We start from the raw sequence: 23,573 nt of genomic DNA, 5'->3' as shown, positions 1-23,573 counted from the left end.
GGCTACTGACCCAGCTGAGCGCGCATGCGCTCGTTCCTCTCGCGCTGCTCGTCGGTCATGTGATCTCCGAACTCGGCGGTCTCGAAGATCTCGCGGATTTCGATGGTGCCGTCCTGCTTACCCGAGGCGGGCATGCGCTTGACCCACTCGATCGCTTCCTCCATCGAGTTGACCTGCCAGAGCCAGTAGCCCGCGATGATCTCCTTGGTCTCGGTGAAGGGTCCGTCGACCACCGTCACCTTGCCGCCGGTCCAGTTCACCTTGGCGCCCCGCGCACTCGGGTGCAGGCCTTCCCCGGCCAGCATCACCCCGGCCTCGACAAGCTCCTCACTAAACTTGATCATGCCGGTGATCATTTCCTGTTCGGGCAGCTGGCCCGCCTCGGCCAGCTCATCGGACTTGATCAGAACCATGACTCGCATCGCGAACTCCTTAATGCTGGCGCGTGCGAAGCAACGCGCGGCAGATCGCCGCTGAGAGGCGATCTGCATTCTGTCAGTGCTTCTGTTGCAGAGCGGCGAGGTCGTCTGGGGTGTCGACGTCCGCGGGGGAGCCGGTCTCATCGCAGGCTACCTCGATCACCTGCTCTGGATGGGTGCGCAGGTAGGCCCGGGCACCGGTGTCGCCCTGGGCAAGCTGGGCGACGCCGGCCCAGGTGGGTCGGGATAGGAGAACCGGGTGTCCGAATTGGCCGCCGTAGGTGGCCACGGCGATGGCCGCGCCGGTGAGGTGGGCTTGGATCACGCGGCGGATGGCCTCGGCGCCGATGAGCGGCTGGTCGACGAGGACGACTACGGCCGCGGCCGCGGCCGGCGGAAGGGCGGCGAGCCCCGCGCGGAGCGACGAGCCGATCCCCGATTCCCAATCCGGGTTGTCCACCACCACCGCATCACCGAGGTCGACCGTCTCGACGACCCTGCTTGCCTGCGCGCCGAGGACTATATAGATGTCTTCGCAGCCGCCTTCGCGCATCAGGGCGACCGCGCGCTGCGCCAGCGGGCTTCCGTGCAGGCGGGCGAGTGCCTTCGGGCCGCCGAAGCGGCGGCCGCCCCCGGCGGCCAAGACCAGACCCGTGATCGTGGTGACGCCCATTGCCCCCCTATCGTCTCGCTACCATCCGCTCGGACGGTTTGCGGATTTGCGACCCTGAGCGGCCAATTCGCCGAATCTATCACCGCCCAGCGTGGATGGCAGTGGATCGAGAACGCCATCGCCCTGAATAGCTAGGCTGACCAACTTTTCATTCGCGTTCGGCGATGGCGAAAGAGCCGCGAAAGAAGCGCGATAGCGCACCGGCTGACGATCTCGGTGAAGCCAACGGATGGAGAGCAACGATGTCTAAGTCCACATGGCTGTGCAGGGGGTGCCTGGTGTCTTGCCGGTGTCTTGCCGGCATCGGTTCGTCCTATCCAGACAGTGACGTTCACAGGCCGTTGGGTCCGGCATGCCAACAACGGGGGCTTTCGGCGGGAGGTCACGTGTGGAAGACGGTCGAGTGTGAAGTCGCGTAGTTGCCAAGCATTCCGCTGGATCAAACAGGAGGCGAGACCACAAATCTGGTGGGGCACCGCATTGCGGCGGTGCCGGCGATGCCGGCCGAGCCGGCTCAAGCCCTGCTGTATGACTTGCCGTCAGCCCATAGTGCCCACACGCAGGAGGATGTGCTGACACCAGCAGTCGATCATGAACAGTCCCAGAAGCTTCAGCGCAGTTCAGGACGGCCCCGCCCGAATGCTAGAGGATGCGATCGGCGCTGCTTTTCGGTAGCGTGCGATTGAACTTGGTCTAGCTGATGGAATGCGGGGCCATCCATGTGGTTTCGGATCCTTGGCCCGCTCGAGCTGGCGGGCAAGCATGGGCCGGTGCTCCTCTCCGCGTCCAGGCAGAGCATCATCATGTCTACCCTGCTGTTGGAGACCAACCGCATTGTCTCGGTTGACCGGCTTGTGGATGCGGTCTGGCCCGACGAGCCGCCGGTCACCGCGCGTGGCCAGATCCAGATCTGTATCTCCAGCCTGCGGGGCATTCTCACCAAGCATGAGCTGCCCGCGATCATCAACACCAAGCCGCCTGGGTACCAGATAGAGGTGCGCGAAGACGCCGTTGATCTCCTGGCGTTCGAGCGTCTGGTCGGCGTTGGCAGGCAGGCCTCGTCGGCCGGCCGCCTATCGGAAGCTGTTGACGCCTATAAGCAAGCCGTGGGGCTGTGGCGGGGCGAGCCCTTCGCCGGATCGGCCAGCCCCACCCTGCAGGCGGCGGCGACTCCGCTTGTCGAGCGCCGGCTCGCGGCGGTGGAGGAGTACGCCGACCTGCGGATGCGCCTTGGCCAACACCAGAACATCATCGGCGAGCTAGTAGACCTGGTAGAGCGTTATCCACTCCGGGAACGGCTTCGTGCGCAGCTGATGCTGGCGCTGTTCCGCTCCGATCGGCGAGCCGATGCCCTGGACGTCTATCGGCAGGGTCGCCGCATCCTCGTCGACCAGCTGGGCCTCGAGCCGGGCGACCAGCTGCGCAAGATCGAGCGTGCCATTCTCAGCGATGATCCAGAGCTGCGCCTCGACTCGGGCATCGTCAGCGTGGGCATGATGACCGGGCAGCGCACCGTCCCGCGGATGCTGCCCGGGGCGCTGTCCGATATCGCAGGGCACAGCGAGATGACCGAGGCGATGCTGCGCTATGTGTTGCGCCGCGATGGCCGCGGCGGGCCGAAGGTCGTGGTGATCTCCGGTCGCGGCGGCGCGGGCAAGACGACACTGGCCACCCATGTCGCCCACAGCTTGGTCGGTTCCTTCCCCGATGGGCAGCTTTTCGCCCACCTGCACGGCGCGGGCCCGGAGCCCTCGGCCCCGGGCGAGGTGCTGGGAAGGTTTCTGCGCGCGCTCGGGGTGGCGGGTAACAAGGTGCCCGAGCAACTCGAGGAACGCGTCGACATGTTCCGCTCGAGTGTGGCCGGTCAGCGGATGCTGGTGGTGCTCGACGACTGTGCCGATGAGGAGCAGGTGCGCTGGTTCATGCCCGCCACGGCCGGGTGCACGCTTCTGGTCACCAGCCGGCAGCGGCTCAGCGGCCTGTCCGGCGCCTATCAGGTCGAGGTCGATGTGCTCAGCCTCGATCATTCGCTGGAGCTGCTGGGCAACATGCTCGGCTCGGAGCGGCTGCGCTCGGAGCTGACGCCGGCGACCGAGCTGGTGCGGCTGTGCGGCGGGCTGCCGCTAGCGCTGCGGGTGGCCGGCGCCCGGCTCGCCGCCCGTCCACATTGGACGATCGCCCACCTCGTCGAGCGGCTTTCCGACGAGCGGCGCCGCCTCAGTGAGCTGGTCTACGGCGGCCTCGATGTCCGGGCCAATCTCGCCCTGTCCTGCCGGTCGCTGACACCGGACGCCCAGCGGTTGTTCCGCCGGCTGGGCCATCTGGGCACCTCGGACTTCGGGGGATGGATCTGCGGTCCGCTCATGGACACCGACACGTTGACGGCAATCGATCTGCTGGACGAGCTGGTCGACGCGCGGCTGGTCGAGGTGGAACGAGGCCGGGGAAGCTCGGCCCGGTTCAAGGTGCACGACCTTATCCGGGCCTATTCGCGGGAGCTGCTGGACCTCGAGGAGAGCGGGCCGGAGCGGGAGCAGACGATCCAGCGGCTGGTCGGGTCGTGGCTCTTCCTCGCGGAGCGGGCACACCGCTCCGAGTACGGCGGCGACCACACCCTGATCCACGGCGATGCCCCGCGCTGGCCCCTGCCCGAAGCCACCGTGGAAGCGGCCCTGGCCGACTCGCTCGCCTGGTACGACGCGGAGCGCGGCGGCCTGGTCGCCGCGGTGCGGCTGGCGGCCGAGTCCGGTTTGGACGAAGCCTGCTGGGACCTGGCGATGTCCGCGGTCACCCTCTTCGAGAACCGGCGCTACTTCCAGGACTGGCGGGTGACCCACGACCTCGCCCTCGCCGCCACCCGGGCCAGCGGCAACCGGCGTGGCGCGGCGGCCATGCTCTCCTCGCTCGGGTCGCTCACCGCTTTCGAGCAGCGCTACGACCAGGCGTGGCCGTTGCTCGAGGAGGCAGCGCGCCTGTTCCGGCAGCTTAAGCACGACCACGGCTACGCGCTGGCTATCCGCAGTCAGGCCTATCTTTACCGGGTGCAGGGCGACCTGGACAGCGCCCTAGCCGTGTTCGAAGAGGCGCTGGCGCTCCTGCAGGCCGCCGGCGACCTGGTCGGCGAAGCCCACGTGCTGAGCAACATCGCGCAGATCCGGCTGGAGCGCGGCGACGCCGACACCGCCGCCACCGACCTCAAGCTCGCGCTCGCCGCGGCGGAGGAGACCGGCGCGCGCCGGATCCACGCTCAGGTGCTGTGCCGCCTGGGCGAGTTGCAGCTGGCCGCCGATGAGGTGACCGAGGCCCAGCGGTCCTTCCAGCGCGCGCTCGACCTCGTCCTGGTGCTGCACGACCGGGTGGGAGAGGCGACCGCCAAGCACGGCCTCGCCGCGGTCATGCTCCGGCTCGGGCGCACCGAGCAGGCCGAGGCGATGCTGCGCTCGGCCTGCGCGCTGGCCGTGCACCTTGGCGAAGCCTTTGCCGAGGCGCGAATCAACCTCACCATCGGCCAGTTGCACCGCGGCGCGGGCCGGCTCGATCAGGCGTACAGCGCGCTGACCCGAGCGCTGGAACTCTTCGAACGCTTGCGCGCCAATGCGTGGCGCGAGCGGACGATGGCGCTGCGCGATGAGATAGGTATCAATAAAATTGAAAATGATCTATCTAAAATTTAGCGGGACGAAAGAGGTACGGTAGGGCGATAGAAGGCATTGGCCAGAACCTAGGCATCGACAGCGAATCCCATGAAGGAGCTTGAGATGTCGAACCTGGCCACCGCCCTTGTCGCCTTCGACCACGCCGCCGCGACCCGCAGCGACACGATCTGGGGCTAAGGAACACCCCGGACTTCGCCGATACGGCCGCCAAAGAGGGTCATCTGCCAGCCGGAAGGCCCTCTTTAACAATGGCAGTGACGAGAGTCGATCTACATTCTTGACCGCGTGCGTCCTGTCCGCATTGGACAAAGCAGAACCCGGCGCCTCTTCTGAATTCGGCCCGGGGTAGCCACTCAAGATCGTCTCTATCAGACATAGATACGGCAACATGAAGGCACCGTCGACGGACATGCCCGGGAACGAGTGTCGTTTCACGACACGGGTGTACGACGGTGGCATGTGCCGCGGCGTAGGGAGCTGGCTGTGGTAGATCCACGCGGCCGAGCGCGGCGAGCGCTGGCCATAGAGGGATGCGCCGTGGCAACCGTGGACGGCGAGCTGACCGAGTTCACCGACGGACACGTGGTGCTGGAGCGCGGGAAGATCGTTGCGGTGGGCGCCGGCCCCGCACCGGCCCGAGCCGGGATGCGGCGCATCGACGGTCGCGGCTGCCTCGCGACGCCGGGGCTGGTCAACGTACACCATCATCTATATCAGTGGGCAACCCGCGGCCTCGCGCAGAGCGAGGATCTGTTCGGCTGGCTTGATGAGCTCTACCCGATCTGGGCCGGCATCGACGCCGATCTGGTGGGTGACACGACCGCCGCCGGCCTTGCCTGGCTTGGATTATCGGGCTGCACCACCACTGCCGACCTACACCACGTCTTTCCACAGGGTGCGGGTGACATGATGGCCGCGCAGGTCGGCGCCGCCCGGCGCATCGGCCTACGGATGCAGATCTGCCGCGGTGGGATGGACCTGGGACGCTCGTCGGGCGGCTTGGCCCCCGACAGTCTCGTCGAGGAAACCGGGAAAGTCATCGCTGGCATGGATGCGGCCATCATCGACTTCCACGACCCGTCGCCGGAGGCGATGGTGCGGGTGGCGCTCGCGCCGTGTTCCCCGTTCTCGGTGAGCGCTCAGCTGATGGTCGAGACCGCGGCGCTGGCCCGCAGCCGCGGTGTGCGCCTGCATACGCAGCTGGCCGAGAGCACCGAGGAGGAACGCTATTGCCGTGCCCGGTTCGGGCTTTCTCCTTTGGTGTACCTGGATCGCCTCGGCTGGCTAGGCGACGACGTCTGGCTCGCGCACGGCGTGCATCTTCCGGATCGGGACATTGCCGTGCTGGCCGAAGCAAATACCTCCCTCGCGCACTGCCCGAGCTCCAATGCCCGCCTCGGCGCGGGGATAGCGCCGGTGCGCCGGATGCTCGACGCCGGGATCCCGGTCGGCCTAGGCGTGGGTGGCCCGGCATCGCAGGAGTCGGGGCTATTGATAGAGGAGCTGCGCCAAGCGGTCTACCTTGCCCGCGCCCAGGGCGGCCCGAAAGCGCTGACCGTGCGCGAAGCGCTGTGGATGGCCACCATGGGCGGCGCTCACTGCCTTGGCCGGGCAGGCGAGATCGGCTCATTGGAGGTGGGCAAGCTTGCCGATGTGGCGCTGTGGCGGCTGGATGGGCTGGGCCACAGCGGCATCGCCGACCCGGTGGCGGCTCTGGTCCTCGGCCCGCCCGCGCCCTTGGCCCGCCTAATCGTTCAGGGTAATGAAGTGGTGGTCGATGCCAAGCTGCGCACCGCGGATCTCGGTGAGCTCAGCCGGGAGCTGGATGAGTCGTGCCGCCGATTGGTGGCCCGTCGATAAGCACACGCGGCCCTGTCCCGGCTCGATGCTCCAAACAGGAGCCAGGTTCCGGGGGCGAGCCCGTGGGTAGACGATACCATCGACATTGTTAAATTTCGAGACCGGCAATATTGCCGATGCGTGCGCCCAATACTCTAATTTAAGGTATTGAAGTCCTCTGCGACTTTGCTGCTCCCGCGCGGAATTGCCTTGCTGCCATTCCCCATGCCGCTGTGCCGGGACTCAGTCACCTGAAGCGGAAGGTAACTCCGCCGTGACGCAATGCTGGTCATAGATCTCTGGAACCATTAAAAAAGACGTGACAATTTGAGAGTTATCTATTGAAGCGATATTGAAGGAGGCGGAGTATGAGCGCCAACCTCCGGCCGAAAACTGTCGGTCGGTTTGGAAGGAGTGATGGCAATGCGTGTAACCACGCGCCCGGGCCGGCGGCGGAGACGCCTAACCGCCGCCCTCGCCGCGCTCATCGTCGTTGGTGCCCTAGGCATCTCCTCCGGAAGTGCTTCCGCTGAGGACGGCGGGACCTCGGATGCCCCCATCCTGGGTATCTGGGAAGTCCAGAGCCTGAACGGCATCAACAACAACCCGTTCTCTCCCAGCGCGGGCAAAGCGGGAGCGAACTACCTGCGGATCGGCAGCGCCCGTTACGCCGACGGGCGAAGCACACCGGTCACCGGACCGAACGTCCGCAACGTCTCCAACCGGGTCTTCAACGACACCAACGTCAACGTCTTCTCGGAGCGTGGCGTTAGTCAATGGGGATTCGTGTGGGGCCAGTTCCTGGACCACACCTTCGGGCTGCGCCAGGAAAACGGCACCACAGCGAACATTCCGTTCACCTCGACTGACCCCCTCGAGTCATTCCGCAATGACCTGGGTGTCATTCCGTTCGTCCGCTCGGCTGCGGCACCAGGCACGGGTGTCAGCAACGCGCGCCAGCACGTGAACACGCTCACCTCGTTCATCGACGCCGAGGCTGTCTATGGCAACACGGACACCCGGCTCGACTGGCTACGCAGCGGCACGGTGGACGGTAACCCGGACAACAACAGCGGCTCACTGTTGTTGCCCAGCAACTACCTGCCACGCAAGGACAGCAGAGGTAACCCCGCGGCCGCCCCCACCATGGCCGTAGATGGACGTCTGCTGGCCAACCCGAACAAGGCTGTCGTGGCCGGTGACCAGCGCGCCAACGAGAACATCGCGTTGACCGCCACCCACACGCTGTTCGCCCGGGAACACAACCGCATCGTGTCCAGGCTGCCCAGTACCATTTCGCAGCAGGACAAGTTCCAAATCGCCCGCGCGGTAGTGATCGCCGAGCAGCAGTACATCACCTACAACGAGTTCCTCCCCGCGATGGGAGTGAGCCTGCCGGCGTATCAGGGCTACGACGAGTTCCTGAACCCGGCGCTGTCACACGAGTTCGCCACCACCGGCTACCGTGCGCACAGCCAGATCCACGGCGAGCTCGAGGCCGAGACCAACGTCAGCCGTTACACCCAGGCGAACCTGGATGCCCTCGAAGCACAGGGCGTCGAGGTCGAGGTCGACGGTGCTGATGTCGCGATCGCCGTCCCGCTGGGCGTCGGTTTCTTCAACCCCGACCTCGTGCCGCTGATCCAGCTCGGTCCCATCATGAAGGGGATCGGTTCGGAGCCCGAGTACAAGAACGAAGAACTGATCGACAACCAGCTGCGCAGCGTGCTGTTCAAGGTTCCGGTCTCCAGCAACCCGACCTGCCTTGACGGACCCACGTTGCCGCAGTGCTTCAACGGCGTAGTGGACCTGGGTGCCATTGACATCCAGCGTGGTCGCGACCACGGCATGCCGAGCTACAACCAGATGCGCAACGCCTTCGGGCTGGCGTCGAAGACCTCGTTCACCGCAATCACCGGCGAGACGACGGAATCGTTCCCGTCCGACCCGCTGCTGACGCCGGGCAACGAGATCAACGACCCCAACGCACTGGACATCATCGCGCTGTTCGACGCCGACGGTAACCCCACCACCGTCGAGGCCGACAACGCCGTGCGCATCGTGCGCCGGACCACGCTTGCGGCCCGGCTCAAGGCAGTCTACGGATCGGTGTCCAACCTGGACGCCTTCTCCGGCATGGTTGCCGAGCGTCACGTCACCGGTTCCGAATTTGGCGAGTTGCAGCGCGCAATCTGGAGAGAGCAGTTCACCGCGGCACGCGATGGTGACCGGTTCTTCTACCTGAACGACCCGCTGCAAGCCTTCATCCGGAACAACTTCGGGATCGACTACCGCAGGACCCTTGCCCAGGTGATCGCGGCGAACACCGACATTCCCGCCGGTGATCTCGAAGCCAACGTGTTCTTCGCCCCGACCGAAGCGGCTGCTGCCGCGGGTGTGCAGGCTAATTCCAGCCCGGCCGGCACCGAGCCCACAGCAGCGTCGCGCTTTACCCGCAGTAACAACGGATCTAATGTTGGTACCGGCGGAAAGGCTGCGACTATCCCGATGAACACCGGCCCGCGGACCCTTGGTCGGCGCGGCAGGCGTCGGTGCAACGAACCCCTGTAATCCCTAGCCCGCAACAATGACGTAACACCCCACCGTTGGCGCCGCGGACTCCCGCGGCGCCAACACCTCTCGGCCCAAGGGAAGACTTGATGAGCACTCAGACCGTGTCCGAGGAACCGCAGATCATCAGCAAGCGAAGCCCTTGGCTCGTGCTTACCGTGCTGTGTCTGGGTTTTTTCATCATCCTGCTGGACACGACGATCGTGAACATCGCCGTCCCCGAGCTGACGGTGTCCCTTTCGGCGACGCTCGACCAGATCCTGTGGATCCTCAACGCCTACACGCTCACCTACGCGGCTCTGCTCATCACCGGCGGCCGGCTGGGCGACCTGTACGGCCCCAAGCGCTTGTTCATGGTGGGCCTGGCCCTGTTCACCCTCGCCTCGGCCGCTTGCGGTCTGGCCCAGACGCCCGCCCAGCTGGTGGCGACTCGGGTGCTGCAGGGCATCGGCGGCGCTCTGCTGACCCCGCAGACCCTCGCCATCCTGACCATGACCTTCCCGCAGAACAAGCGCGGCGCTGCCTTCGGCATCTGGGGCGCGGTCGCGGGTTTGGCGACCATCGCCGGTCCTACCTTCGGCGGCTGGCTGGTGACCAGTCTGAGCTGGCGCTGGATTTTCTATGTCAACGTGCCGATCGGCATCGCCGCTTTGGTGATGGCAGCCGTGGTGCTGCCCGACATCCGCCTCAACCGGCGTCACCGCATCGACTTCTTCGGCATCCTGCTCGCCTCGCTCGCCCTCTTTCTGTTCTGCTTCGGCCTCATCGAGGGCCCGTCGCATCGCTGGGGTCAGGTGTGGAGTTTCGTCAGCATCCCGATGATCCTGCTGGCGGGCCTGGTGTGCCTGGGCCTGTTCGCGTGGCAGCAGTGGCGCAATCGCGACGGTGAGCCGCTTGTCCCGGCGGGCATGTTCGCCGATCGCAACTTCGCCACCATGAGTGGTGTCGTTGCCGCTATTTCGTTCGGCATGCTCGGCCTCTTCCTTCCTCTCGTGATCTTCCTGCAGTCGGTGCTGTCCCTGACCGCGCTTCAGGCCGGACTGGTCCTTGCCCCCATGTCGCTGGCCTCCATCGCCAGCGCGCCTTTCGCCGGACGCCTCGCCGATCGGGGCGGCGGTAAGGACACCCTCATCACCGGGCTGGTGCTGTGGGCCGGTGGCATCGGTCTCGTGCTGTGGGCCACCCGCCCCTACTACGACCGGCGCGAGCTGATCACCGGTCTGGTGATAGCCGGGTTCGGGCTCGGCATGACCTTCGCGCCACTGCAGAGCATCGCCATGCGCAACGTGCAGCCCAAGATGGCCGGCTCGGCCGCCGGGCTGATCAACACGACCCGTCAGCTGGGTGCCGTGCTGGGTTCTGCTGCGGTCGGCGCGCTGCTGCAAGCTCAGCTCGTGGCCCGGCTCCCGGAGTCGGCTCGGGTCAACGTCGATGCCCTTCCGCAGTCGCTACGCGCCCGCTTCCTGGAGGGCTTCGACAAGGTGACCACCGGAGGCCACGGCCTGGAGGTCGGGGCGGGCCAAAGCGGCGCCCACCTGCCACCGGAGATCCCGGAGTCGGTGCGTCCCGCGGTGGAACAGGTGGCGCTGAAGACGTTTTATGAGGCCTACATTCCGGCCATGCGGGTGACCTTGATCCTGCCCCTACTCGTGCTCATCGTGGCGGTGGTGGCGGCTTTGATCCTCACCCGGTCCGATCCGGCCGCCGATCCCGACGAGCCATCCGAATAGCCACTGCGGCGAGGGCTATCTTGGACAGCGGTGAAAGAGGATGCCGATCGGGTAGCTGCTTCATTGACCGGCTGGCTTGCCGCGGTCTCCCTTAAGGACCGCAACGCCGATCAGGTGACCGAGGCCCTGATCGAGGCGGTGCTGGGGTGGGCGGTGGCACAGCGCTGGCGGGTCTATCGCGGCGCGCGCAGCGTCGTTCCGCTTTCCTACGCCGATCGGCACTCGACGGTCGATGTCGGTGTCGCCCGGGATCTGGCCGCCCCGATCGTGGTCGAGGTGGACCGCTCCGACCGCAAGCGCACGGTGGAAAAGCTGGTCGCCGAGGCGGCCGCGGGTCGGGTCGCCCTCTGGGTGCGATGGGGTGCCGGCCCGTTCCTCGTTCCGCCGGACCCGGTGCGGCTGGTGCCCTATCCCACGGTGGCTCGCAAGGCCAGCCACGGCGTGCGGCTCTATTCCTCCCCCGGAGAGCAGAGGCAGGCGCCCGAGCACAGTGGGGTCGATCTGACCCAGGCCCAGCAGAACGAGCTTTTCGGGCCGCTCTAAATTTTCCGTCCTCAGCGGAACCGCGGCGTGGTCCGGTTACGTGTCTTCCTGGCGGAGGGTGTTCAAACCGGCGGAAGAGGACCACGAAATGGAGCAGGAGCTTGGCGCGGCGCGGCCGCGCCGGCGCGGTGTGCTGGCGATCGGGGTCGTCGCGCTGGCAGCTGCCGCCGGCGGCTCGGCGGCCTGGATCGCGCGCCGCCCACAGGCGACCGCGGCCGCGCCCACCTTGCCGCTGACCCATGCGAAGATCACCCGGCAGACTCTGGTGGATCAGCGCACAGTGCCCGGCCGCTTGGCCTACGGCGCCGAGCATCAGGTCGAAACGCCGCTGGAAGGCATCATCACCTGGCTGCCCGAGGTCGGGTCGGTGGTCGATCGGGGCAAGGTGTTGCTGCGCATCAACGATCTGCCGGTGATCCTGTTCTTCGGCGAGCTGCCCGCCTACCGCGAGCTCACCACGGCACTCAAGGGCAACGACGTCGCCCAGTTCGAGCAGAACCTCAAAGCCCTTGGCTACTCGCGGTTTTCCGAGTCCGCGCTGCGCCGCTGGCAGGAGGACCAGGGCCTGCCACCCAGCGGTGCGGTCGAGCTGGGCCGGGTCTTCTACGCCGCGGGGCCGGTGCGGATAGCCGGTCACGATCGCGTGGTCGGGCAACGGGTCAGCGGACCGGTGCTCACCTTCACGGCCACAGCGCGGATGGTCACCGCCGAGCTCAAGGCCCATGAGCATGACCTGACCAAGAAGGGGGCACCGGTCAGTGTGGCTTTGCCCAGCGGCAAGGTGGTGCTGGGCCGGGTCATCGCCATCCGTCCGGTACGAGATCAGGGTGATCCGGGCACGGCCGCCGGCCTTGAAGTCGATGTGTCGCTGGTGGACCCCGAGTCGGTCAGCGGCATCGACGACGGCCCGGTCAATGTGCGGATGGTGGTAGGTGAACGCAAGGACGTCCTCGTCGTACCGGTGGGTGCCCTGCTGGCCCTGGCCGAAGGCGGTTTCGGCCTGGAGATCATCGATGGCGCGGGCAGCCGGGTGGTCGCCGTGGAAGCCGGGCTCTTCGCCAACGGCAACGTGGAGGTCAGCGGCCCGGCCATCGCCGAGGGCATGACCGTGGGGATGGCCCAATGACCGGCGATGCCGTGGCCGAGCTGATCGCCGTGTCGAAGCTCTACCCGGGCGGGGTGGCCGCTTTGCAGGAGGTGGACCTGCGCATCGAGCCGGGAGAGCTGCTCGCCATCGTCGGCCCGTCAGGGTCGGGTAAGTCCACTTTGCTCAATCTGCTGGGCACCCTCGACCAGCCGACGTCCGGTGAGGTGAGGATCGCGGGCCATCCCGTGGCCGGGCTCAGCGACCGGCACCTGTCCGCGCTGCGCGCCGATCACGTGGGTTTCGTGTTCCAGCAGTTCCATCTGGCGCCCGCGACGACCGCGCTCGACAACGTCGCCGACGGCCTGCTCTACTGCGGCGTCGGCCAGGCCCAGCGGCGCGAGCGCGCGGCACGGGCGCTGCAGCGGGTGGGGCTGGGCCATCGGATGCGCCACCGGCCACACGAGCTGTCGGGTGGCGAGAAGCAGCGGGTGGCGATCGCCCGCGCCGTGGTGGGTGAGCCGGATCTGCTGTTGGCCGACGAGCCGACCGGCAACCTGGACACCGCGACCGGCGGCGCGATCGTCGCGCTTCTTCGGGAGCTGAACAGCTCGGGGACGACGGTAGTGGTGATCACTCACGATCGCGAGATCGCCGAGGGTCTGCCGCGCACGGTGGCGCTGCGCGATGGCCGGGTCCGGTGATGTCGTGAAACTCAAGCCGCACAAGCTTTCCGCCCGTGATCTGATCCGCGTCGGTGGGGTCGGCCTGCGCAACCGGCCGCTGCGCGCCTTTCTTTCCGCGCTCGGGATAGGCATCGGCATCGCCGCCATGCTCGCTGTCGTGGGCATCTCCTTCTCCGGCCGGGCCGATCTCGACCGCACGCTCGACCAGCTCGGCACCAACCTGCTGACCGTGGCTGCGGGCAAGGACTCCGACGGCCATACGGTCAGCTTCCCCGAGCCCGCATTGCCGATGATCAAACGGGTCGGCCCGGTGCTCAGCGCCTCCGGGGTCACCCGGCTGCCCGACGATGTCAACGTCTACCGGCACGAGTACATCGCCAAGGCCCGGACCAGTGGCATCGTGGTGTATTCGGTGGACAACGACCTGCCCTCGGTGGTGGGCGCCACCATGGCCGGTGGTGGCTGGTTCAACGCCGCGACGGCGCGCTATCCGGCGGTGGTCCTGGGTTCCTCGGCTGCCAAGCGATTGGGCATCACCACCGTTCGGTCCAATGTGGTCATTCAGCTCGGTGGGAGAGCGTTCTCGATTATCGGCATTTTGAATCCGGTACCACTGGCGGCCGACCTGGATTCCGCGGCGCTGATCGGGCAAGCCGCGGCTGCCGACTATCTCGGAATCACCAGTGGCAAAACGACAATCTATGTCCGCTCGGCCGAACGTCAGGTGGAGGCGGTGCGGGAAGTGCTTGCGGCTACCGCCAATCCGGCGCAGCCCTACCATGTCCAGGTGTCGCGGCCCTCGGATGCCTTGGCCGCCAAGCTCGCCACCGATCGGGCCTTCAACGCGGTGCTGCTCGGCCTGGGCGCGGTGGCGCTCTTGGTGGGCGGCATCGGTGTCGCCAACACGATGGTGATTTCGGTGCTCGAAAGGCGTTCGGAGATAGGCCTGCGGCGGTCCCTCGGCGCGACAAGGCGCCACATCAGGATGCAGTTCCTTACCGAATCGGTGCTTCTGGCCGCCCTTGGCGGAGTCGGTGGGGTGGTGCTGGGCGCGGCGGTCACCTTCGCCTATGCGCTGAGCCAATCCTGGCCGCCGACGGTTCCGCTGTGGGCGGCCGGCGGCGGTATCGCGATCACGGTCGCGGTCGGTGCCCTGGCGGGCATCTACCCCGCGGCCCGCGCTGCCCGGCTATCGCCGACCGTCGCCCTCGCCGCACCATAGCCGGAAGGAAGAAACATGATTCGCCAGCTGACCCGGATGACTGCCATAGCGTTGGCAGCGCTGGTCTTCGCCGGATGCACCCAGGCGAAGGAGCCGTCAGTCGCCACCGCGGCCGATCAGAGCGCCCCGGTCCCGCAGCCGAGCGTGAGCTCGAGCCCGACGCCGAAGCCGTTGCGGCTCACCGAGGCCGAGAAGGGGATCATGTATGCGCGCTGTATGACCGCCAACGGCGTGGAGATCAAGGACCCGGTCGACGGCGAAATGCCGATCATCATTTTCAACGGTGCCGGTGCCCTCCTGGGCGCGCTCACCGACGACTACCCCGACGACCGCCTGCGCAACGCCTGGATAGCCTGCCGTCACCTGTACCCGAGCATCACCTACCGCAAGGTGGACCCGGCCCAGGCCCAGGAGTACCGCAACTACGGCCTGTGCATGCGCGAGCACGGCATGATCGAAGGCGTGCCAACGGTCGAAGATGACGGCACAATAGCCGACAAGAACAACTCCGCGGCGCGGGTCGGCCCCGACCCGGGCCCGTCACCGGAATACATGGCGGCACATCGGTTGTGCCGCAAGCACCTCAGCGGCGGTCAGGGCGATCCGCCCCCGCTGGACCAGCAGTAGGGCGTATGAAAGGGATCCGGTTTTACGGTGGTAGCATTCTGGCCCTCCCGGCGGGCTGTGCAGGACGAGTTCACCTCGTTCTACTCGTCGCGTGCCCCGATGCTGCGCAACACCGCGTATTTGCTTTGCGGCGACTGGCATCTGGCCGAGGATCTGACCCAGACGGTGTTCATCAAGCTCTATCGGGCATGGCGGCGAATAGAGCGCCACGACACGATGGACCAGTTCGCCCGAAAGGTGTTGCTGCGAACCTATCTCGACGAGCGGCGACGGCCCTGGCGCCGCGAGTTCCCGACCGAGCCGGACGCGGAAGACCTGGAGGTAGCCGATTTCGGCGACGACACGGAAGGCCGCCTGGCGATCCGGCAGGCTGTGCTGCAGCTGAGCCGGCAACACCGCGCGGTGCTGGTGTTGCGCTACTGGGAGGACATGCCGGTGGAGCAGGTCGCCGAGATCCTCGAATGCTCGCCGGGCACGGTCAAGAGCCAGACCTCACGTGGCCTGGCCAGCCTGCGCAAACTGTTGGGAGGTGGGGCAGATGGAGCAGATGAAACGGGTCTTTTCCCGCATGCTGGACGATCCGCAAGCGCCCCCGCTGCGCGACAGCGCTGAGGTGCTGGCGGCGGCCCGCAGGTCGGCGCGGCACAGCATCTCGCGGCGGGTGGCCGCCGCAACCCTGGCGGTGACGGCGATCGGTGGCTCGTGGGGGTTGCTGGAGATGGGGCGCAACGGTTCCAGCCCCGCGCCGCGACCCATTGCGGTGCCGTCGGCCAGCATGGCGCCCATCCAGCTCACCGCGGCGGATGTGGCCGATCGGCTCGAGCCTCGCCCGACGCCGTCTCCGCTGGAGCGGATCATGTGGATCATCGAGGGGAAGTCCCGCCAGGGCCATGTCTTCTGGTACGTCGACACGCTCGCCCCGGTGGCCGACCCTTGTGAGCTGCCCTACGACGTGCCGTATACCCCCGGCGAGAGCTGCGCGACTTTGTTCACCCCGCAGGGTGAGGTATGGGTGCGGCGTCAGCATTCCGCGCCGTTCGCCTTCGAAAGCATGGTGGTGTCCATCTACGTTCCGGTCAGCCGCGAGGCGGCTTATCTCTATACGGCTTCGAACATCGAGCTGCCCGTCAACGTGGGCACATGGGGCGTCGGCCGCCCGGCCGCCCCCTTCGAGATCTCCGATGCCGAGATCACCCGCATCGCCAAGCTGGCGCACGACCTCGATCAGTCCTGATGGTCGTTGGCCGGGTCGTCGACCAGGTGGCGGCACTTGGCGACGGCCTGGTCATAGCCGGGCATCCGGTAGAGCTGGTCGTCGGTCGGCTGGTCGACGACACCGTTGGCGTCGGCGATCGGCTCCGGGATTCCGTTCTCCCGCATACAGAGCACGTAGTTGCGGGAACGCTCGATCTCCCGCTGGTCGAGCTTGACCGGCCAGGTCTGCGGCAGGAGCGCCTTGCATTTGCCCCACGCTGCCCGTTGCGCTTCGATGGCCGCCGCGGTCACGCCCGGTCCCCAGCTCAGGCCGGTCGGCAGCATCTCACCGAGCACCGGGTCGTTCGTCGGCACGCCGTTGTCGGTCATGCATCTGGTGAAACGCAAGGCTTTGTCATAGTCGGTTTCCTTGGTGGGTACCGGTTCAGGCGCGCCGCCGGCCACCGCCGTAGGCGTTTGCGCGGTGGCCACCCCCTTTTCCGGTGGCGTATCACAGCCCGACACCACGAGCACGGCGGCCATCCCTAACGCAATCAGCTTCACCCTTTAGACACGTTGCCTCCTGCCCCCGCGGTTCCCTGCGCGGGGCTGCGGGCTGGATGGGCTAGCCGGTAGGTTTGTCCTCGGCGCAGCGCAGCGTGACCTATCCGCCCTTCTCCGGAGGCGCCTCAATGCCGCAGATCTCCAAAGTCGTTGCTCGTGAAATCCTTGACAGTCGCGGGAATCCCACAGTTGAGGTGGATGTCCTGCTCGATGATGGCGCGCTGGGCCGCGCCGCGGTGCCGTCCGGCGCCTCCACCGGCACTCGCGAAGCGGTGGAGCTGCGCGACGGCGATCCCTCGCGATACCTGGGCAAAGGGGTGCTGCGGGCAGTTAATGCGGTCAATGGCGAGATCGCGTCGGCGGTGCTGGGCCTGGAGGCATCCGCGCAGTCCGAAGTGGACAATGTGCTGATCGCGCTCGATGGCACGGCGAACAAGTCACGCCTCGGGGCCAACGCCACCCTCGGCGTCTCCCTTGCCGTGGCGAAGGCGGCCGCTGCGGCGGCAGGGGAGCCGCTCTACCGATTCCTCGGTGGCCCCGAGGCCTCGCTGCTGCCGTTGCCGCTATTCAACATAGTGAACGGTGGAGCGCACGCCGACAACCCGCTCGACTTTCAGGAGTTTATGGTGGCTCCGGTGGGAGCGGCCACGCTCGCCGACGCGGTGCGGATGGGATCGGAGGTCTTCCACACCCTGCGCCTGTCGCTGAAGAAGGCCGGGCACAGCACGGCTGTCGGCGACGAGGGCGGCTTCGCGCCCAGCATGAGCACCGCGGGTGAGGTGCTTTCCTTTGTCACCCAGGCGATCGCCGACGCGGGCTACACCCCGGGCAAAGACATCGCGATCGCCCTGGACCCGGCGGCATCCGAGTTCTACCGCGACGGCGCCTACCACTACGTGGGCGAAGGGCTGGCGCGCTCCATGCCCGAGCACGTGGATTACCTTGCCGGGCTGGTGGCGTCGTACCCCATAGTGTCTATTGAGGATGGTATAGCTCAGGACGACCTGGCCGGCTGGAAACTGATCACCCGGACCCTCGGCGCTCGCGTGCAGCTGGTCGGTGACGATGTGTTCTGCACCAACGTTTCCCTACTTCGCGAGGGCATCGCGGCCGGCATCGCCAACTCGATCCTGGTGAAGGTCAACCAGATCGGCACCCTGACCGAGATGCTCGACACCGCACAGGCCGCCCGCGCCGCCGGATACAGCGTGGTCATGTCGCACCGCTCGGGGGAGACCGAGGACACCACCATCGCCGACCTCGCGGTGGCGACCGGCTGCGGCCTGATCAAAACCGGTTCCCTGTCACGCAGCGACCGCACGGCCAAATGGAATCAGCTCATCCGCATCGAGGAGGAGCTCGGCTCGGCCGCGCGCTACGCCGGAGCATCCAGCCTGACCAGCAGGCCATGACCGATCCGCATCTGGCTCCCCATTGGGGCAGCGCCGCGCTCATCACCATCGACATGCAACGCGACTTCCTCTCCGAAAGCCCCTACGGTCTGGCCGGCACCACCGAGGTCATCCCGGCGCTGGCCAAGCTCGCCACCGCGTTCCGGGCCGCCGGCCGGCCGATCGTGCACATCGTCCGGCTCTACCAGCCCGACGGCAGCAACGCCGACCTGCTTCGCCGCACCCTGCTGTCCGGCGGGGCCAGCATCGTGCGGCCCGGAACGCCGGGCCGTCTGCTGGCACCCGGCCTGCTGCCGAAGGGCGACCTCGACCTTGACGATGAGGCCCTGCTCGCGGGCAAGGAGCAGGAGCTGGCCCCCGGCGAATACGCCATCTACAAACCCAGATGGGGCGCGTTCTATCGGACAGCGCTGGAGTCGCTGCTGACCGCGCAGGGCGTGGACACGCTCGTCTTCGCCGGCTGTAACATGCCCAACTGCCCACGCGCCAGCATCATCGAAGCCAGCGAGCGCGACTATCGCGTGGTGCTGGCCACCGACGCTGTTTCCCAGTCGAGCGAGCAAGGGCTGCGGGAGATAGCCGGCATCGGCGCCATCCTGATGTCCACTGACGACATCGTCGCCGCGGCGGCCGGTTAGCCCCAAAAGCGTGTGGCCGCACCGGTTTCCCGGTGCGGCCACACGTCTGTCTAGTTCGGCTCAGCGCCGGCCCGGCTCTGCGCGGCTGGCGCCGGTGCGGCCACACCTGTGTCCGGCTCGGCTTAGCGCCGGCCGCGCCCGCCGGCCCGGCTGCGCGGCTCCCGCCGGCTGGCGCCGGTGCGGCCACACCTGTGTCTAGCTCGGCTTAGCGCCGGCCGCGCCCGCCGGCCCGGCTCTGCGAGGAGAATGCGGCAATTCCGCGGCTCCCGCCGGTCGACGCCGATGCGGTTGCCTTTTCCTCCACGGCTGTGCCGCCCCGCTGCCCGGCAGCTCCGCGCCGCGCGCGGCCGCTTTCTGCCGTGGTTGCGCTGCCGTCGCGCCGTGCGCCGCCGACCCGCGTTGCGCCGCCGCCACGCCGTTCACCGGCATACCCGCTGTCGTGCGCCGCGCCGTTGTGCTTCTGCGTGGCTGCGCGACCGCTGTCGCTGGTGTTGCGTCGGGTGGCTGCGCGCCCACTGTCGCTGCTGTTCTGCCGCAGGGTTGCGTGCCCGCTGTCGCCGGTGTTGTGCCGGGTGCCTGCGCGACCGCTGTCGCCGCTGTGCTGCCGTGTTGGGGCGCGCCCGCTGTCGCTGCTGTGTCGCAGGGTTGCGTGACCGCTGTCCTGGGTGGGGGCGCTGGCTTGCCGTGCGGCTCCTCCGCGCCGGCCCGGTGTGGCCGAGGCGCCGGCGGGGGTGCCGCGCCGGTTTGAGGTGCGCGGCGCGGTCGGCGGTGGTGGCACCAACGAGCGCTCGCCGGGCGCCAGCTCCGCCAGCAGCGCGTGACCTGGGCGCACGGTGGTGGTGATCGGATTCACACCGGCCTTGCGAGTCAGGTCGCGTACCTCACGATGCTGGTCATCGGTGGTCAACGTGATGACGATGCCAGCCGCGCCGGCCCGGGCTGTGCGCCCCGACCGGTGCAGGTATGCCTTGTGCTCGACCGGCGGATCGGCGTGGATCACCAGAGCCACGTCATCGACGTGGATTCCGCGTGCCGCGATGTCGGTGGCTACCAAGGTGTTGGTGACCCCGTCGGAGAAAGCGCGAAGATTCCGGTCGCGGGCGTTTTGCGCCAGGTTTCCGTGCAGCTCCACCGCCGGTACCCCGGAGGCAATAAGTTGTTTGGTGAGCTTTTTGGCACCGTGCTTGGTGCGCGTGAAGACCAGGGTGCGGCCGGGCGAAGCGGCTAGGTCAACAAGCACCGGCAGCCGGTCTTCGTGACGCAAATGCAACACGTGATGGGCCATCTTGGGCGGCGGCGACGCCGCGGAGTCGACCTGGTGCGTCACCGGGCGGTTCATGAACTGGCGGGCCAAGACATCGACGCCACCATCGAGGGTGGCGGAGAACAGCATTCGCTGACCGTCGCGCGGCGTGAGACTCATCAGCCTGCGCACGGCGGGCAGGAATCCAAGCTCTGCCATATGGTCGGCCTCGTCGAGGACCGTAATCTCGATCGCGTCAAGCGACGCGTGACCCGACTCCACGTGGTCGGCGAGCCGGCCCGGGCAGGCGACCACAATGTCCACCCCGCCCCGCAAAGCGGAAATCTGCGGCCTCGCGCTGACGCCGCCGAAAATGGTGACCGATCGCAGGGACAGCGCTTCGGCCAATTCGGCCATCGAGGCGTGCACCTGAGTGGCGAGCTCTCTGGTGGGTACCAGAATGAGCGCTCGCGGACGGCCCGGTTGCCGCTTCACAGCCGAAGCGGAAAGCCTCGTAAGCAACGGAAGCAGGAAAGCATAGGTCTTACCGGACCCGGTCTGCCCACGGCCCAGCACGTCCCGGCCGGCCAGCGAGTCTGGCAGCGTGTGCGCCTGAATAGGGGTGGGACGGGTGATGCCCTTCGCCGCGAGCACCTTGGTGAGCGATGCGGCAATCCCAAGCTCGGCAAAGCCGGCGGGCATGATGGGTGAATCGTTGCGCGGGCGGGTGACCGCCATGAAATCTCCGAACGTCAAGGGGCGTTCTGCCCGGCGCGAGCCGCCATACAAGTCAAACGCGGCCGAGGCAGAACCGATCAAGCCGCGAAGCAAGCATACCCCACCTCGACGATCCGGACATGGTGGCTTTTACCTCGCGGTATCCGTCGGTCTTCGCGCTGGATCGAGCGGGCTCTAGCGACCACAATCTATGCGTATGGTGATGTCTTGCCCGCACACGCGGCTGTCGCTCCGCGAGGACCTGCGTTCCGTCGGCGTAGAGCCAGGTCAGACTCTGCTGCTGCACGCCTCCCTGCGGTCACTGGGCTACGTGTGCGGCGGGCCGGTGGCGGTGGTGCAGGCGCTGCTCGATGCGCTCGGCGATTCGGGCACGCTGGTCGTGCCGACGCAAACCGCCGACAATCGCGACCCGTCGAGCATGACCAGTCCCGCCATCCCGCAGTCGTGGTGGCCGGCCATCCGGGAGCACATGCCCGCCTTCGATCCGGCGGTGACTCCGAGCCGGAACATGGGTGTCATTGCCGAGACGGTTCGGACCTGGCCGTCGGCCGTGCGCAGCGCGCATCCCCAGACCTCGTTCGCCGCGATCGGGTACCACGCGGTAGATCTGATGGCCCGGCATGATCTGGACAGCGAACTGGGCGAGGCATCGCCGCTCAAGTCGCTTGAGGAGGCGGGGGCCAGCGTCCTGTTGCTCGGTGTCTCCTATGACAAATGCACCGCATTTCACCTCGCCGAGTACCGCTTGCCGTCGCTCAATCGGAAGGAGAAATCCTGCGCGGTGCTGGGAGCGCAGGGACGGCAGTGGGTTTCCTACCTCGGCGTCGATCTCGACGCGACCTCTTTCGACACTCTCGGGATGGAGTTCGAGCGCAAGGCAGGACCAATCTCGGTGGGCAAGGTGGGCGCGGCAACGGCTCGTCTTTTCCCGATCGGCGACGCGGTCGCCTTCGCGCTGGACTGGCTTCTGCAGCACCGGGTGAGCGTGGGGCCATGAGCGGCCGCAGTCATCTGTCGCCCTTTGTGCTTACCGCGCAACAGTTCGATGGCCTAGCCCGGGGATACGGCGACGACGAGGCGGTGGGAATACTGGTCGATGGCCAGGCCGCCAAACGACGCCTCCTGCTGAGGGTTCTGGTGGACAAGATCGCGGAGGGGCTGCCGGGCGCCACTCGTGCAGCCGGATCAGCGCTGAAGACGCTTGCCGCCGCGGAGGAACACCATCCCGCGGCGGTGAGCTGGGTTCTGGCCGCGCCGCAGGTGGCCGCGTGGGCTCTGCATCACCTTGGGCTGCTCACCGCTCCGGCCGCCGACCGCGGTCCGGTGATCGACGAGCTGACGTTGCTGGCGGCGGCGGCCGCGTGCCGTGCGGGAGTGTCGTTTCAGCTGAGTGTGGTTTCCGCGGACGGGCGTCTCGTGCTGCCCACGCTCGGGGCGGTCACGCGACTGGGAGCAGGGCCAGTCCGCCTCGCCGGCAACGGATCGGTCCTGTCCTGCGCCGGAACCGAAGCGGCGGTACAGATCGATGTGCTTCGCGGCGAAGAAGCCCCGATGTGGCTTCCGTTGCGTCAGCTCGGTGACGGAGGCGAGGTACCCGCCGCCGCCATCGATGATCTCGACCCCTATCGCGACGCGTATCACCGGCCGCCCACCGGGCGGCTCAGCCGGACCGAAGCAGACGAGCTGCGGCAGGTGTGGCGCAAAGCGTGGTTGCTGCTCGGCCGGGAGTGCCCGCAACACGCGAGCGCGCTGCGGCTGATCATCCGGACGGTCGTTCCCCTTGTTCCGCAGGGTGATGAGGTGATCAGTGGCGCCTCGCGGCAGGCGTTCGGCGCGATCGCGATATCGCTCACCGACAATGCCGCGGCTATGGCCGAAACGCTTGTCCATGAAGCACAACATCTCAAACTGGGCGCAATGCTCGATCTCGTGGACATGTACGAATCCGGCAGCGGGCCGCGGCACTACGCGCCCTGGCGACGCGACGCGCGTTCGGTAGGCCCATTGCTGCAAGGTTGCTATGCCCATTTGGGCGTCCTGGAATTTTGGCGTCGACACCGTCTGTTCCAGACAGACTTGAGCCGCACCCTGTCGGACTTCGAGTTCTGTCTGTGGCAAATGCTGGTGGCCGACGGAATCGGCGCCGTCAAACAATCAGGGGAATTGACCGAGCTGGGCGTGAGGTTTACGGCCGGCATGCAGGAAACGGTATTCGATAGCGGCGAAGACGTGGTCCAGGCGGCCATCGCCGAGATCGTGCGCGATGTCGTGCTTGCCTACCGGGTTCGGTGGCGCATCGTGAATCGCACCGCCGCTAGGCAATCCGCCAGTGCCATGGGTTCCCGTTGCGTGCTGGGCCAGCCGTTCGCCGCGCCGTCCGAGATGTCAAGTTTCACCTCGGACGTGCCGCCGGGTGGTGGGCCGCGGCTGGCCGACGCGGCCCGGCACTGGCTCGTGGGCACGCTTTCCGGCAACGAACCAGACGCAGACCTGCTTTGCGGCCGGTACGAGGAGGCCGTCGACCGCTACGAAGAGGCGATCCGGCTAACGGATGATCCGGACGCCTGGGCCGGGCTCGCAGTGGCGATGGGGAGACTGGCCGACCCGGGCGCCGAGGTCGTTGCGGAACACGCAGAGTTGGCCCGTGCCATTTTTTGGGAGGTCAACAGCATGGATGCGAGCCCTCAAAAGGCGATGGGGCCTCGAGCCGTCATTCAGTGGATGGGACTGTAGC

18 protein-coding genes and 1 pseudogene are annotated in these 23,573 nt (G+C 67.2%); 15 read left to right on the top strand and 4 right to left on the bottom strand.

What is annotated here, in order from left to right; translation table 11 throughout:
* Positions 1-2: 2 nt before the first annotated feature.
* Together Rhe02_RS25005 and Rhe02_RS25000 are read right to left on the bottom strand one after the other, a co-directional pair.
* Positions 3-422, bottom strand: a complete 420-nt coding sequence (locus tag Rhe02_RS25005; RefSeq protein ID WP_203910783.1) for a YciI family protein — start codon at positions 420-422, stop codon at positions 3-5.
* Between the two features lie 73 nt (positions 423-495).
* Positions 496-1,092 carry a nucleotidyltransferase family protein gene (locus Rhe02_RS25000; protein WP_203910782.1) on the bottom strand — a complete coding sequence of 199 codons (597 nt, stop codon included), beginning with the start codon at positions 1,090-1,092 and terminating at the stop codon, positions 496-498.
* Between the two features lie 719 nt (positions 1,093-1,811).
* On the opposite strand from Rhe02_RS25000, the gene Rhe02_RS24995 reads away from it, so the two are divergent.
* The 11 genes from Rhe02_RS24995 to Rhe02_RS24945 all read left to right on the top strand — a co-directional run bounded on the left by Rhe02_RS24995 (position 1,812) and on the right by Rhe02_RS24945 (position 16,284).
* A complete protein-coding gene (locus Rhe02_RS24995; protein WP_203910781.1) occupies positions 1,812-4,766 on the top strand; it encodes an AfsR/SARP family transcriptional regulator in 2,955 nt (984 codons plus the stop codon).
* A gap of 441 nt (positions 4,767-5,207) precedes the next feature.
* The gene (locus Rhe02_RS24990) at positions 5,208-6,608 is read left to right on the top strand and encodes an 8-oxoguanine deaminase (protein WP_308442013.1); all 1,401 of its coding nucleotides are present in this window, start codon (positions 5,208-5,210) and stop codon (positions 6,606-6,608) included.
* Between the two features lie 402 nt (positions 6,609-7,010).
* Positions 7,011-9,158: a peroxidase family protein gene (locus tag Rhe02_RS24985; RefSeq protein ID WP_203910780.1), complete on the top strand. Its 2,148-nt coding sequence runs from the start codon at positions 7,011-7,013 to the stop codon at positions 9,156-9,158.
* Positions 9,159-9,247: 89 nt separating this feature from the next.
* Positions 9,248-10,888: an MFS transporter gene (locus Rhe02_RS24980; RefSeq protein WP_203910779.1), complete on the top strand. Its 1,641-nt coding sequence runs from the start codon at positions 9,248-9,250 to the stop codon at positions 10,886-10,888.
* A 30-nt stretch (positions 10,889-10,918) separates the two neighbouring features.
* Positions 10,919-11,431: a hypothetical protein gene (locus Rhe02_RS24975; RefSeq protein ID WP_239124031.1), complete on the top strand. Its 513-nt coding sequence runs from the start codon at positions 10,919-10,921 to the stop codon at positions 11,429-11,431.
* Positions 11,432-11,519: 88 nt separating this feature from the next.
* Positions 11,520-12,557 carry an efflux RND transporter periplasmic adaptor subunit gene (locus Rhe02_RS24970; RefSeq protein WP_203910778.1) on the top strand — a complete coding sequence of 346 codons (1,038 nt, stop codon included), beginning with the start codon at positions 11,520-11,522 and terminating at the stop codon, positions 12,555-12,557.
* Positions 12,554-13,219, top strand: a complete 666-nt coding sequence (locus Rhe02_RS24965) for an ABC transporter ATP-binding protein (RefSeq protein ID WP_203910777.1) — start codon at positions 12,554-12,556, stop codon at positions 13,217-13,219. The genes Rhe02_RS24970 and Rhe02_RS24965 overlap by 4 nt, the downstream gene beginning before the upstream one ends.
* Entirely contained in the window at positions 13,203-14,423 is a 1,221-nt protein-coding gene (locus tag Rhe02_RS24960) for an ABC transporter permease (protein WP_203910776.1), read from the top strand. The genes Rhe02_RS24965 and Rhe02_RS24960 overlap by 17 nt, the downstream gene beginning before the upstream one ends.
* A gap of 15 nt (positions 14,424-14,438) precedes the next feature.
* Complete coding sequence (locus tag Rhe02_RS24955) at positions 14,439-15,050, top strand: hypothetical protein (RefSeq protein ID WP_203910775.1); 612 nt, start codon at positions 14,439-14,441, stop codon at positions 15,048-15,050.
* A 27-nt stretch (positions 15,051-15,077) separates the two neighbouring features.
* The gene (locus tag Rhe02_RS24950) at positions 15,078-15,662 is read left to right on the top strand and encodes a SigE family RNA polymerase sigma factor (protein ID WP_239124029.1); all 585 of its coding nucleotides are present in this window, start codon (positions 15,078-15,080) and stop codon (positions 15,660-15,662) included.
* The gene (locus Rhe02_RS24945; protein WP_203910774.1) at positions 15,589-16,284 is read left to right on the top strand and encodes a hypothetical protein; all 696 of its coding nucleotides are present in this window, start codon (positions 15,589-15,591) and stop codon (positions 16,282-16,284) included. The genes Rhe02_RS24950 and Rhe02_RS24945 overlap by 74 nt, the downstream gene beginning before the upstream one ends.
* Here the strand turns inward: Rhe02_RS24945 and Rhe02_RS24940 are convergent.
* The gene (locus tag Rhe02_RS24940; RefSeq protein WP_203910773.1) at positions 16,275-16,808 is read right to left on the bottom strand and encodes a hypothetical protein; all 534 of its coding nucleotides are present in this window, start codon (positions 16,806-16,808) and stop codon (positions 16,275-16,277) included. The two genes, Rhe02_RS24945 and Rhe02_RS24940, sit on opposite strands and share 10 nt — an antisense overlap.
* A gap of 128 nt (positions 16,809-16,936) precedes the next feature.
* Here Rhe02_RS24940 and eno point away from each other — a divergent pair, with 128 nt between their 5' ends.
* Both eno and Rhe02_RS24930 read left to right on the top strand, forming a co-directional pair.
* Positions 16,937-18,220, top strand: coding sequence for a phosphopyruvate hydratase (gene eno / locus Rhe02_RS24935; protein ID WP_203910839.1), 1,284 nt, complete (start codon positions 16,937-16,939; stop codon positions 18,218-18,220).
* Positions 18,217-18,858: a cysteine hydrolase family protein gene (locus Rhe02_RS24930; RefSeq protein WP_203910772.1), complete on the top strand. Its 642-nt coding sequence runs from the start codon at positions 18,217-18,219 to the stop codon at positions 18,856-18,858. The genes eno and Rhe02_RS24930 overlap by 4 nt, the downstream gene beginning before the upstream one ends.
* Positions 18,859-19,429: 571 nt before the next feature.
* Here the strand turns inward: Rhe02_RS24930 and Rhe02_RS24925 are convergent.
* A pseudogene (locus Rhe02_RS24925) lies at positions 19,430-20,839 on the bottom strand (DEAD/DEAH box helicase); the annotation flags it as partial.
* Positions 20,840-21,035: 196 nt separating this feature from the next.
* Here Rhe02_RS24925 and Rhe02_RS24920 point away from each other — a divergent pair.
* Both Rhe02_RS24920 and Rhe02_RS24915 read left to right on the top strand, forming a co-directional pair.
* Positions 21,036-21,836 carry an AAC(3) family N-acetyltransferase gene (locus Rhe02_RS24920; RefSeq protein WP_239124028.1) on the top strand — a complete coding sequence of 267 codons (801 nt, stop codon included), beginning with the start codon at positions 21,036-21,038 and terminating at the stop codon, positions 21,834-21,836.
* The gene (locus Rhe02_RS24915) at positions 21,833-23,572 is read left to right on the top strand and encodes an aKG-HExxH-type peptide beta-hydroxylase (protein WP_203910769.1); all 1,740 of its coding nucleotides are present in this window, start codon (positions 21,833-21,835) and stop codon (positions 23,570-23,572) included. The genes Rhe02_RS24920 and Rhe02_RS24915 overlap by 4 nt, the downstream gene beginning before the upstream one ends.
* Position 23,573: the final 1 nt, after the last annotated feature.

It is taken from the genome of Rhizocola hellebori, assembly GCF_016862955.1.
Taxonomy (GTDB): Bacteria; Actinomycetota; Actinomycetes; order Mycobacteriales; family Micromonosporaceae; genus Rhizocola; species Rhizocola hellebori.
The sequence above is the reverse complement of the archived record's forward strand: the minus strand, read 5'-3'. Positions and strand labels throughout refer to the sequence as shown.

Excerpts from the sequence above, each read along its gene's own strand:
- Rhe02_RS24930 (WP_203910772.1), top strand. The coding sequence starts at position 18,217 with ATGACCGATCCGCATCTGGCTCCCCATTGGGGCAGCGCCGCGCTCATC.
- Rhe02_RS24965 (WP_203910777.1), top strand. The coding sequence starts at position 12,554 with ATGACCGGCGATGCCGTGGCCGAGCTGATCGCCGTGTCGAAGCTCTAC.
- Rhe02_RS24985 (WP_203910780.1), top strand. The coding sequence starts at position 7,011 with ATGCGTGTAACCACGCGCCCGGGCCGGCGGCGGAGACGCCTAACCGCC.
- Rhe02_RS24955 (WP_203910775.1), top strand. The coding sequence starts at position 14,439 with ATGATTCGCCAGCTGACCCGGATGACTGCCATAGCGTTGGCAGCGCTG.
- Rhe02_RS24970 (WP_203910778.1), top strand. The coding sequence starts at position 11,520 with ATGGAGCAGGAGCTTGGCGCGGCGCGGCCGCGCCGGCGCGGTGTGCTG.
- Rhe02_RS24945 (WP_203910774.1), top strand. The coding sequence starts at position 15,589 with ATGGAGCAGATGAAACGGGTCTTTTCCCGCATGCTGGACGATCCGCAA.
- Rhe02_RS24960 (WP_203910776.1), top strand. The coding sequence starts at position 13,203 with ATGGCCGGGTCCGGTGATGTCGTGAAACTCAAGCCGCACAAGCTTTCC.
- Rhe02_RS25005 (WP_203910783.1), bottom strand. The coding sequence starts at position 422 with ATGCGAGTCATGGTTCTGATCAAGTCCGATGAGCTGGCCGAGGCGGGC.
- eno (WP_203910839.1), top strand. The coding sequence starts at position 16,937 with ATGCCGCAGATCTCCAAAGTCGTTGCTCGTGAAATCCTTGACAGTCGC.
- Rhe02_RS24915 (WP_203910769.1), top strand. The coding sequence starts at position 21,833 with ATGAGCGGCCGCAGTCATCTGTCGCCCTTTGTGCTTACCGCGCAACAG.
- Rhe02_RS25000 (WP_203910782.1), bottom strand. The coding sequence starts at position 1,092 with ATGGGCGTCACCACGATCACGGGTCTGGTCTTGGCCGCCGGGGGCGGC.
- Rhe02_RS24920 (WP_239124028.1), top strand. The coding sequence starts at position 21,036 with ATGGTGATGTCTTGCCCGCACACGCGGCTGTCGCTCCGCGAGGACCTG.
- Rhe02_RS24980 (WP_203910779.1), top strand. The coding sequence starts at position 9,248 with ATGAGCACTCAGACCGTGTCCGAGGAACCGCAGATCATCAGCAAGCGA.
- Rhe02_RS24995 (WP_203910781.1), top strand. The coding sequence starts at position 1,812 with ATGTGGTTTCGGATCCTTGGCCCGCTCGAGCTGGCGGGCAAGCATGGG.